This window comes from uncultured Spongiibacter sp. (assembly GCF_964011655.1).
Lineage (GTDB): Bacteria > Pseudomonadota > Gammaproteobacteria > Pseudomonadales > Spongiibacteraceae > Spongiibacter > Spongiibacter marinus.
On the sequence record NZ_CAXGPO010000038.1, the window covers coordinates 16,993 to 28,384 of the forward strand.

Consider the following 11,392-nt stretch of genomic DNA (forward strand, 5'->3'; position numbering starts at 1 on the left):
GTTAACGACCGTCGTCGCGCAGGAAATCCGCCACGCAAAAGGCAAGTTCCAGCACTTGGTCGGCGTTTAAACGCGGATCACACTGAGTTTGGTAGCACTTGTCCAGGTCCGACTCGGACAGCCGGTACGCCCCGCCAGTGCACTCGGTCACATGCTGGCCAGTCATCTCCAAATGAATGCCGCCGGGGTGCTGCTGTTCGCTGCGCAACACTGCAAAGAAGTGACGAATTTCTTCCAGAATGCGATCAAAAGAGCGTGTTTTGTAGCCATTACCCGCCTTCACGGTATTGCCGTGCATGGGGTCGCAGGACCACACAACGCTGCATCCCTCCTGCTGCACTCGCCGCGCCAGTGCCGGTAGGCGCTCAGCCAGCACGTCGGCGCCCATGCGGGTAATCAGGGTTAGACGACCGGGAATATTGTCTGGGTTCAAGGCGTCAATTAAGGCGATCAACTCGTTGCCTGTCATCGACGGGCCAACCTTTACGCCAACCGGGTTTTTAAGGCCGCGAAAGAACTCGATATGAGCGCCATCGAGCTGACGAGTGCGCTCACCGATCCACAGCATATGTGCCGAGCAATCGTAGAAGTCGCCGGTTAAATGGTCCTGGCGAGTCAGGGCCTCCTCATAATTAAGGAGCAACGCTTCATGGGAGGTATACAGCTGCGTTTCGCGTAGCGTGGGGGTGTTGTCGCTATTGATGCCACACACCTCCATAAACGCCAGTGCATCTTGGATGCTGTGCGCCAAAGCCTGATAGCGCTCGCGCAGAGGGTTGCCATCCAAGAAGCTGAGGTTCCACTGGTTAACCTGGTGCAAATCAGCCAAGCCGCCGGTGGCAAAAGCCCGCAGCAAATTCAACGTGGAGGTGGACTGGTGATAGGCTTGCAACATGCGCTGCGGGTCCGGCGCACGGGCCGCTGCATCAAACTCGGGGGAGTTGATGATGTCACCGCGATAACTGGGAAGCACCACGGCGTCGCGCTCTTCTGTTTCTGCCGAGCGCGGTTTGGCAAACTGCCCCGCCATGCGGCCCACTTTCACCACGGGTAAACGCCCCGCATAGGTGAGCACGATGGCCATTTGCATCAACACTTTGAAGGTATCGCGGATATTGTTCGCCGAAAAGTCGCCAAAACTTTCGGCGCAGTCGCCGCACTGAAGTAAAAACGCTCGCCCCTCGGCAACCTCGGCCAACTGGCTGTGTAAGGCGCGGGCCTCCGCGGCAAATACCAGCGGCGGCATTGCGGCCAGACTTTGCTCCACTGTGCTTAGCGCCGCAGCGTCGCCATACCTCGGCTGTTGCAAGGCGGTCTTATTTCTCCAGCTATCTCGGCTCCACGTTGTCACGTATTCCCTCCTTCAGTTTTCTGTTGCGGCTTGCCTACCCTGTGCCAACAATACCTCTTCAGCCATTGCTTCGGCCACCACATGGGGCGGGCACAATTGCTGCGCTGCGCGCTTGAAGATCAGCCCCAGCTTGTCGCCAATGCCCTCGACATGCTGCAACAGTGTCGACTCAGCATCGGCTGACAGCGCCCCGCCGTGCTGGCGCTGATGATAGACCGCAATAATACCCCCGGCATTAATAACAAAGTCCGGCACGTATAAGACACCGCAATCGGCAAGCTGCTGCGCCTGAGCCGGTGTTGCCAGCTGGTTATTGGCGGCACCGGCAATGATCGATGCCCTCAGCTGTTGCACTGTTTCCGCATTTAGCACGGCCCCCATTGCGCAGGGCGCCAAAACATCCACTGGCTGACTCAATATGCTCGCTGGCTCGACCACCTCTGCCCCAAGTACCTGCAGGGGTGTCAGTAATGTCGGGTTCACATCGGCAACCAGTACGGTTGCACCGTCTTCGATTAACCGCCTCGCGAGGTGGCTGCCAACGGCCCCCGCTCCCTGAATTGCCACCCTCACACCGTCGAGATTATCGCTGCCGCGTTGCTGGCGCAGGGCTGCGCGCAAACCGCAGTAAACACCGTAAGCGGTGTATGGCGACGGGTCACCGCCGCCGTGGCTGTCGAGCCCGGAAACATAGCAGGTGTGTTTGGCAATTTGCGCCATGTCGGCCACCGTGGTGCCGGAGTCTTCAGCCGTAACATAGCGACCGCCCAAGCTGTCGATAAATCCGGCCATTGCCTTAAGTAGCGCCGCATTCTTGTCGCGCGAAGGGTCACCAATAATCACGGCTTTGCCACCACCCACTGGCAGTCCGGCAAGCGCAGACTTATAGGTCATGCCACGCGACAGCCGCAGCACATCGTCAAGCGCCGTCGCATCGTCCGCGTAGGGGTACATTCGCAAACCGCCCACCGCCGGTCCAAGCCGGCTGCTGTGCACAGCAATAATTGCCCGCAAGCCCGTGGAGCGGTCTTCGCAGAACGCGACAAGCTCGTGTTGATCAAAAGAGGGGGCGCTAAACACTGCCATATACGACACCTATTATGTTTGGTTCGTGGCGCTAGCCAGTTCGACAAAGGGCAACGCATCGCCATTAAATTTTGCCAACAGCGTGCGGCGAGCGGCCGTATAGCGTTGAGCGTTCGCCTGCTTCACATGACCAAAGCCCCGCACCTTATCCAGACTGCTTACCAGCTCGAGTGCGTAGTCTCTGTTTTCGAACGTTAACCGCGCGGCGATATCGGCGAGATCTGCGAGAAATTGCTCGCATAATTCTCGCTCCATGCGCCGCTCCGCCGTGTAGGAAAAAATATCCCAGCGACTTCCTCGCAGGCCCTTGGCCGCGGCGAGTAGTTTAAACGCCGGCAGACACCAGCCAGGCAAGCGGCGCTTTTTGTGCTCGCCGGTATTAGGGTCTACACGACTTAGCAGGGGCGGCGCCATATGAAACTGCAAAGTGAAATCCCCTTCGAACTGCTCGCGCAGTTGCCGCATAAACTCCCCGTTAGCAAATAAGCGGGCAACCTCGTATTCATCTTTATATGCCATGACATGGTAGAGCGTACGGGCCGCCGCGATACTCAGCGACAACGTCTGGCCACCCACCACCGCGCGCTCACTATCGGCAAGCTGAGTTATTGCGTTGCGGTAACTCTGGGCATAGCCGGCGTTTTGATAATCACACAGCTGGCCGTAACGGTGCTCGACAATCTCGTCCAGGCCGGACAGTGGTTGCCAGTGCTCTGCTGCCAGGCCACTGGCCCGTCGCACAGCCAACTCGTCGATTGCCGCTCTGCGCCCCCAACGGAATGCCCGCTGGTTAAATTCCACAGCAACATCGTTCAACTCTATCGCCGCGTCTACCGCCTCGCTGGAAACGGGAATTAAACCGCGTTGAAAGGCGTAGCCGAGCATAAAGAAATTACTGGCGACGGCGTCGCCCATCAGGTGAGTGGCCATGACCGTGGATTCAATAAAGTGAACCTTTCCGGCGCCGACCTCCTCTTCAATAATTTGCTTCATTTCACGGGCAGGAAAGGCCGCATCGGGGTCAAATATCGAGGCCGATGTTGGCGCCTCGCTATCATTAATCACCGCATGCGAGCGCTCTATATTCACCTTTGCCATCGCCTCGTCGCTGGCACTCACTACCAAATCGCAGCCCAACAATAGATCGGCGTCACCGGCGGGAATACGCACCGCATTGATATCCTCCTGACGGCGGGCAATGCGCAAATGGCTTACCACAGGGCCAAACTTTTGCGCAAGCCCGGTCTGGTTCATCGTCGCGCAGCCCTTGCCTTCAATATGCGCCGCCATCGCCAATACCGCGGTAACGGTAAGCACACCCGTACCGCCAATGCCTGTAACGACAATATTCCAAGGTTGCTCAAGATTGTGCGCTGCTGGCTCCGGTAGCGCGGCAAAGTCATCCTCTGCTGTTGCCGTGCTCTGCCTTAAACGGCCGCCGATCACCGAGACAAAACTGGGGCAAAACCCCTTCACGCAGGAGTAGTCTTTGTTGCAGGCGCTTTGATCAATCTCGCGCTTACGACCCAGCTCCGTTTTTACCGGCACCACCGATAGGCAGTTGGACTTTTTCGCGCAGTCACCACAGCCTTCGCATACCGCCTGGTTGATGACCACGCGGCGATTGGGGTCATCCATCAACCCACGTTTGCGCCGTCGGCGCTTTTCCGCCGCGCAGGTTTGCTCGTAGATCAATACGCTGCAACCTTTTACCCGGCGCAGCATTTCTTGCACCGGGAGCACTTCATCGCGATGGTGAATACTCAGCCCTTCGGTCTCGGCAAGGGTGTGCTTTTCAGGTTGATCAGAAACGAGCGCGATGCGCTCAACGCCTTCCCCGCGCAGCTGTAAAATAATTTGCTCCACACTGAGCTGACCGTCTACCGGCTGGCCGCCGGTCATTGCCACAGCATCGTTATAGAGCAGTTTATAAGTGATATTCACGCCGGCAGCGATGGCCTGCCGGATCGCTAAAATTCCCGAGTGGAAATACGTGCCATCACCGAGGTTCTGGAAAACATGCTCAGTGTCGGTAAAGGCAGCCTGTCCGATCCATGTCACACCCTCGCCGCCCATTTGCGTAAACGTTTGCGCTGGGCGGCTATCCATAAACGTGCTCATGTAGTGGCAGCCAATACCCCCCATGGCAATGCTGCCCTCCGGCACTTGTGTAGAGGTATTGTGAGGGCAGCCTGAGCAGTAATGGGGTTTGCGATCAATCTTGTTGCGCTTGCTCGCCAGCGACTGCTCCTTCTGCTGGTAAAAACTCAGGCGTTTTTCAATGTCTTCACTCTGATAAAAACGGCGGATCCTCGCCGCAATGGCCCTGGCCACCATTGCCGGGGTGAGTTCGGACACATTGGGCAGCAGGTCTGCGCCGTGCTCGTCAAATTCACCGATCACCCGCGGCCGCTTGTCGACGGCCCAGTTGTAGAGCTGACCAGTGAGTTGGTCTTCGATGATTGAGCGCTTCTCCTCGACGACCAGAATCTCTTCCAGGCCACTGGCAAACTCGTGGGTAAGCACTGGCTCCAGTGGCCACGGCATCCCCACTTTGTATACACGCAAACCGATTGCGGCGGCGCTGTTGTGATCGATACCCAAATCTTCCAGCGCCTGCATAACATCGAGGTAGGCTTTGCCGCTGGTGATAATGCCCAAACGCGGCTTGGGACTATCAATAAGAATGCGATTTATATGGTTTGCCAGGGCAAAGGCGCGGGCCGCATAAATTTTGTATTTATTCAGCCGGCGTTCCTGATCCAGGGGAGTGTCGGGCCAACGCAGGTGGACACCGTCAGCGGGCAAAACAAAGTCCTCGGGCAACACGATATTGATGCGATGAGGGTCTATCTCGGCAGAGATCGCCGAATCCATATTCTCGGTGATCGCTTTCAAGGCCACCCAGCTACCGCAGTAACGCGACAACTCCCAACCAAAGACGCCGAGATCTAACACTTCCTGCACATTTGCCGGGGCCAGTACCGGAATCGAGGCACCGATAAACATATGCTCCGACTGATGGGGCAGCGTAGACGACTTGGCTGCGTGATCATCCCCCGCCACCGCGAGTACACCGCCGTATTGGCTGGTGCCGGCAGCATTGGCATGTTTGATGACATCCATGCTGCGGTCGACACCCGGCCCCTTGCCGTACCACATGCCGAACACGCCATCGTACTTCGCATGGCCGTTTAACCCGACCTGCTGGCTGCCCCAAACAGCAGTTGCCGCTAAATCCTCGTTGATGCCCGGTACAAACTTAATATGGTGGCGGTCCAGGTAATCCTGAGCCTGCCACAGCGTCTGATCCAGTGTGCCCAGTGGCGAACCACGATAGCCCGAAATGAAGCCCGCGGTATTAAGGCCTCGCTCCTGGTCACGCTGATGCTGAAGAATGGGTAAGCGCACCAAGGCCTCTATCCCGGTGAGATAGGCCCTTGTCGTGTCCAATGCGTATTTGTCTGCCAGCGATACCTTGCGCAGTGCCATGCTGCTACCTGCCTGTTATTGTTTTGACATGGACTAATAATAGGCAGCGGATCGCGAATTTTTTATGTTATTCAGACAGACTAAACGCAGATAACGGTCTAATTTAGACCCAAAAATAAGCGACGCAAAAAAAAGCCCGCTTACGCGGGCTGAGTGATTAGGGCCTGTTATTGTTTACTTCACAATATTGCCCAAGTTCAATAGCTGGGTTTCGCCACTGTTGTCATCGACGCCGTCGTTGTCATTGATGATCAGCACGTCGCCATTGGCCATCAGGGCGGCCCCTTCAATTTTTTCGGGCACCAGTCCGCCTGGCATCTGCAAGTCATCCATCAGGTCACGCACCAATGTTTTGGTCACGGTATCGCCGGTTACCAAGCCACTAAGGTCGAACTCATAAAGGCGCTTAATTGCCGCATCAGGGCCGCCTTGGTTATCGCGCTCGATGACCATAAAGCGCTCGCCACCCAGTGCGGTAATCTCAGACAAACCAACCCAACCACCGTTTTGGGAAAGCGCAGCATCCAGGGGGTAGAAGAAGAAGTTCCAGGTACTCGTGGCCGGATCGTAAACACCAATGCGCGGTTCAGTGTCACCTTGCCAGGCGCGCTGGAAAGCCACGTAGACTTTACCGCCCTGCTCCGCCACGCCTTCAAAACCGAAGCGCTGCTGCGTGGCGTTAACGCTGCCAGGCAGGGTGATTACCTGCTCGATCACCGCCTCAGCCGATAGCTTGATAAGCATATTCAAACTGTTGATCGGCCGGCTGTCATCGCCGATGGTTCCGCTGCCCTCAGAGACTAACCAAAAGCCCCCGTCGCTGGCTTGAGCCAAACCTTCCGGGTCGAGGTTGACCGTTTTATCATCGTTCACCAGCGCCGCGCGGTCTGCGACATCAAAGACGCCAACGCGACTGGGGTGGTCGTCATCAACACTGCTATCCGCGAGCGCGATGGCAGGCAATGACGCGAGTACATCGTTGCTGTCGAGAATGCGCATTTCTTTATTCAAACGCGCTGGTTGCTCGGCGGTGTCGATGATAAAGATGCGGCTGCGCTGATAGAAGCTGTCTTCAACGGCATATACCGTGGTGGCCTGGTGGCGGTCAGCGGCGAGCGCCGACATCGCCGAGAAGGGAATCGGGCTGCCATCTTCACGGTCAGTGGAGAGCACAGTGGGGTACTGCGCAGCAGCGGAGTCGTAGCGATAGATATTGAGCGCCGCGCGGAATTTGTCATCGCGGGCATCTTCTTCACTGGCCACCACCAGCAAATTTCTCGAGGGGATCGCAAGCGCTCCCTCGGGCCCCAGTGCCGTGGGTAATACCTGCTTTAATACCGGCTTGCGCAGATCCGCCACATCGTAAACGAAGGCAACACTTGAACGCTCCGAATTCACGAACAAATAGCGCTCACTGCCAAACACAGCAAATTCCGCATTCTCTGGTTCGTTACCTTTATTGCCGGAACGCCCGTCGGGGTAATGCCCCAGTCGCGCCACCCAGTGATCGAGCTGCTCAGCACTGTCGAAATGCAGTTCGCCCTCTTTATCGAAAACGCTGAACCCGCGGCTACCGCCATTGAGGTCGCCCTCGTTGGCCGTAGCGAAATACTGGCTCGACAACCACGTCACCCCATCGGGCTCACGGGGAACCGCGCTTAGTGAGTCGACCTGACTGATTAACGCCGGCTCTTCTTCCTGCGTGTCAACGCCGTTTAGATCGACGGTGCCAGCACTAAAATGATTTACGATGCTGCCATCTGTCAGGTCGATTAATACCAAGTGGTTGTTTTCCTGCAGGGTAACCACCGCAATGTTGTCAGCGTTGATGTCCACATACTCTGGCTCGGGGTCTTCGGGGAACAGCGTGGCAAGACCGGTCAGGACGACATTGCGCACCGCCCACGAGGCCGGATCAGCCGCGGCAATATCGACAATATCGACACTGCCCGCCGGTAATTGGGGAGGCTCGCCATTTCCAAGGTCCTCGTCGCGCTCATTCTCAATGGCCACGGCGGCGTAGCGACCGTCGGGGCTTACTGCGACTGAGTCGGGCTGCCCAGCGAGATCAAGTTGTTGAACGATGCTGCGGCTAGCGATATCCACCACCGCCAGTTTGCCGGATACGTTGACAAAATCCGCGGAGGTATTCACGCCCACTAGCGCATAACCGCCCTTCACCGCCACCGAGGTTGGCTCGCCGCCAAGCGGCAGTGCGCCCAAGCCGGTGGGTTGGTCTGGCGTGGTGATATCGACAAAACCAATACTGTCGCTGGGGCTGTCGGTGTAAATCAGTACATTGCCATCTTCACTGGCGGCAACAATCTCTGCCGCCGTTTCGGTGTCGGTATCACAGCTGGCATCCAGCTGCTGACAAACGGCGTAGGTGGCGATGCGATTGAAATTTTTGTTGTCATTGAGCTGAGTTGGATCGCACAGGGTGGTCGACTGATCAACCTCTGCGGTATCTAATACGCCGTCGCCGTTATCGTCCAAACCTGAATCAATGCGCAAACCGCCGTCGAAACACTGGAGGTCGCCCACGGGCAGCCGGTGTTGGCTAATTAGGCTGTTTATGCCGTCGCTGCCATTCTGACCGTCGCTGCCATTGCTACCATTTTGACCGTCACTGCCGGCAATACCCTGCGGACCCTGAGCACCGTTTCGGCCGTCGTCACCACCGCAGGCCACCAACATCAGCGATGACGCAATCAGCACCCCACTGGCGATCGCATTCTTTGTAAAACGCATTATTGTTCTCTCCAACTCGGAATAAGGTTGGGGAGCAGGCTAATAGAGCAGAACTACATTTTGACGACGGTTTTGTTGCAGGAAAGAGACAGCGGCGAGGATTGCCCTCGCCGCGGGTATTTTAGTCTTGGTAACCGCTGATGTGCTTGGCGGCCTGGTAGGCGAAGGTCATTGCAGGCCCCAATGTTGAGCCCGGGCCCGGATAGGTTGGCAGCACCGCCGCGCTACAGTTGCCCACCGCGTAAAGGCCATCGATTGCCTGGCCATCCTCTTTCATCACCTGTGCGTTGGGGTTCGTGGCCAGTCCGCCCTGTGTGCCAAAGTCACCGGCGTCGACACGAATCGCATAAAACGGCGCTTCGTCAATGGCGCCCAAACAGGGGTTGGGCTCAAAGCGCTGATCGCCATAGTAGCGGTCATAGGCCGAGTCGCCGCGCTGGAACTCAGGATCTTTGCCGGTTTTCGCATAGCCGTTCATTTTCTCAACGGTCTTTTCGAGGTTGTCGGCATTAATGCCCAGCTGCCCGGCCAACTCGCGAATACTGTCAGCCTTGCCGACCAACTTGGTGTCAAACCAATTCTTGGGAATCGTCCAGTCCGGTTTGAGTTGGGCCGTCATTAATGGGCCAACAATGTAGTCGCGGCGAAAACGCGCGTCGAACACCTGGTACATCGGTGAGCAGGGGTTCTCTTCGCTGTGCACTTGGTAGAGGTCTTTCTGGAAGGCCATATAGTTTTGCGACTCATTGGCAAAACGCTCGCCATTCATGTTCACCACACAGGAGCCAGGGAAGGATTTCTCCATAATGCTCAACCGCGGTGCCGGCTCTCCTGGCACGGAGATCGTGGTACACCACCAGGCGCCATCCATCAGTCGGGTAGCCGCTCCCAGGCGCATACCTTCGTTGATCGCGTCGCCAGTGTTGCCGTCCACCCCACCGCTCCACTGAGTACTGGTGGGCGCGGGCAAATATTTTTCGCGCATGGCCTGATTCTTCTCAAAGCCGCCAGCCGCCAGCACCACGCCCTTGCGAGCCTGAATGCGCATACGCTTGCCTTGCTTGCTAACTTCGGCACCCACCACGCGACCATTCTCTTCGATCAGCGATAGCATGGGGCTTTCGGTCCACAGCGGAATGTCGCGCTTCTTCAGCGAATACCACAAGCGCGCCACTCCCGCAGCCCCGGTACACACCTTGCGGCTTGTTTTACGGCCGCGCAGCAGCCAGGCGAAATCCAGGAAATAGCTGGCCATCAGTTTTAGCGTCAGCTTTACCCAACCCGGCCCCTGAACAGTTAGCAACGCCGCCTCAACCTGGGTGAAATAAATACGATCAAACAGGCGCATCATGTGATGCGAGGGGCGCAGGCGTTTTACATCGTCGCCCAATAGCGAAGAATCAAAACGCTCCGGCTCCATTGAGCGGTGGCCCGTGCGCGAGCCTTCTACATTGGTGTAGTAATCAGGATAGTGTTCCAGAGTTTCGTAGCGCACATCGCTGCGCTGATGCAGAAACTCGACCATCTTCGGGCCGTTCTCCAGGTAGGCATCGACCATTTCTTCAGGCACCGCGCCCTCGGGCGTGGTATTCAGCAAGTATTGTTTTGCATCCGCGATGCTGTCCTGCGCGCCCGCCGCCTTTGCATAGCGATTATTGGGAATCCAAACACCGCCACCCGACGTTGCGCTGGTACCACCAACAAGCTCGGATTTTTCAAGCAATAGGACGTCGGTAACACCCATTTCGTAGCAGCTGAGAGCGGCGGTCATGGCGCCATTACCACTGCCGACCACCAAGACGTCGACGCTGTGATCCCAGTTTTGTTCTGTCATAGTTCTTATTCCGGCGTGCTGGCCCAGTTATCGCGGTCGAACTGCGTCCATCGGGCGTATTTAAAGTGTATGATCGGCCATCATGGTAGCCCCACGCCCCGCAGCACCCAATCATCCGTCTGCATGAGGCTGGCCCGCACTCGGAGAAATCACATGTCGACGCTCTATGACCGTTATTTATCGCGCGCTATTGATCAACACGGCAGCATCGCTGCCATAGAAGCGCAATTGCCCAGCCATAAGAGCCCCGCTGAACTGATCGGCACACCGGACGACCGCTACCTCGCTGAAATGGCGGCCTGTATTTTTCGTGCGGGCTTTGTGTGGCGCGTTGTCGGCCAAAAGTGGCCCGGCTTTGAGGAGGTTTTCAATCGCTTTCTGCCCATCTGGGTGGCGATGCGCTCCCCCGAGCAGATAGAGGAGATGGCCAGCGATACGCGAATTATTCGCAACCTGAGTAAGGTGCGCGCGGTACAGGAAAACGCCCATTTCGTTTTAGAGCTGCAGGAGAAGCATGGTGGCGTGGGCCAATTCCTCGCCGATTGGCCCAGTGATGACACCATCGGTCTTTGGGCATATCTGAAAAAACATGGCTGCCGACTCGGCGGCAATAGCGGCCAATACTTCCTGCGCTTTGTCGGCAAGGATACGTTCGTATTGAGCCGTGACGTGGCCACCGCCTTGATGGCCGAGGGAATTGTTGACCGCACCCAGATCACTGCCAAACGCGACCTGATCAAGGTGCAGGATGCCTTCAATACGCTGCAGGCCCAGAGCGGCCGACCACTGTGCGAGATCAGTATGATTCTCGCACTTTCTCTGGGCCCGCGCTGAACCTAGATCGGAAGAGCACACGTCTGAACTCCAGTCACACTTGA

General features: G+C 57.0%; 6 protein-coding genes. 1 reads left to right on the plus strand and 5 read right to left on the minus strand.

Features of this window, described 5'->3' with window-relative positions; translation table 11 throughout:
- Position 1: 1 nt before the first annotated feature.
- From ABNS66_RS13770 to ABNS66_RS13790, 5 genes are all read right to left on the minus strand, one after another.
- The gene (locus ABNS66_RS13770; protein ID WP_286840339.1) at positions 2 to 1,351 is read right to left on the minus strand and encodes a 3-deoxy-7-phosphoheptulonate synthase class II; all 1,350 of its coding nucleotides are present in this window, start codon (positions 1,349 to 1,351) and stop codon (positions 2 to 4) included.
- Positions 1,352 to 1,363: 12 nt separating this feature from the next.
- The gene (locus tag ABNS66_RS13775) at positions 1,364 to 2,437 is read right to left on the minus strand and encodes a Glu/Leu/Phe/Val dehydrogenase dimerization domain-containing protein (RefSeq protein WP_286840341.1); all 1,074 of its coding nucleotides are present in this window, start codon (positions 2,435 to 2,437) and stop codon (positions 1,364 to 1,366) included.
- Between the two features lie 12 nt (positions 2,438 to 2,449).
- Complete coding sequence (locus ABNS66_RS13780) at positions 2,450 to 5,929, minus strand: indolepyruvate ferredoxin oxidoreductase family protein (RefSeq protein ID WP_286840343.1); 3,480 nt, start codon at positions 5,927 to 5,929, stop codon at positions 2,450 to 2,452.
- 174 nt (positions 5,930 to 6,103) lie between these two features.
- A complete protein-coding gene (locus ABNS66_RS13785) occupies positions 6,104 to 8,680 on the minus strand; it encodes an esterase-like activity of phytase family protein (RefSeq protein ID WP_286840345.1) in 2,577 nt (858 codons plus the stop codon).
- A gap of 121 nt (positions 8,681 to 8,801) precedes the next feature.
- Entirely contained in the window at positions 8,802 to 10,514 is a 1,713-nt protein-coding gene (locus tag ABNS66_RS13790) for an FAD-binding protein (RefSeq protein ID WP_204996789.1), read from the minus strand.
- 153 nt (positions 10,515 to 10,667) lie between these two features.
- On the opposite strand from ABNS66_RS13790, the gene ABNS66_RS13795 reads away from it, so the two are divergent.
- Positions 10,668 to 11,348, plus strand: a complete 681-nt coding sequence (locus ABNS66_RS13795) for a DNA-3-methyladenine glycosylase I (protein ID WP_204996788.1) — start codon at positions 10,668 to 10,670, stop codon at positions 11,346 to 11,348.
- Positions 11,349 to 11,392 lie beyond the last annotated feature (44 nt).

Coding starts and splice junctions, on each gene's coding strand:
- ABNS66_RS13780 (WP_286840343.1), bottom strand. CDS start 5,929: ATGGCACTGCGCAAGGTATCGCTGGCAGACAAATACGCATTGGACACG.
- ABNS66_RS13775 (WP_286840341.1), bottom strand. CDS start 2,437: ATGGCAGTGTTTAGCGCCCCCTCTTTTGATCAACACGAGCTTGTCGCG.
- ABNS66_RS13790 (WP_204996789.1), bottom strand. CDS start 10,514: ATGACAGAACAAAACTGGGATCACAGCGTCGACGTCTTGGTGGTCGGC.
- ABNS66_RS13795 (WP_204996788.1), top strand. CDS start 10,668: ATGTCGACGCTCTATGACCGTTATTTATCGCGCGCTATTGATCAACAC.
- ABNS66_RS13785 (WP_286840345.1), bottom strand. CDS start 8,680: ATGCGTTTTACAAAGAATGCGATCGCCAGTGGGGTGCTGATTGCGTCA.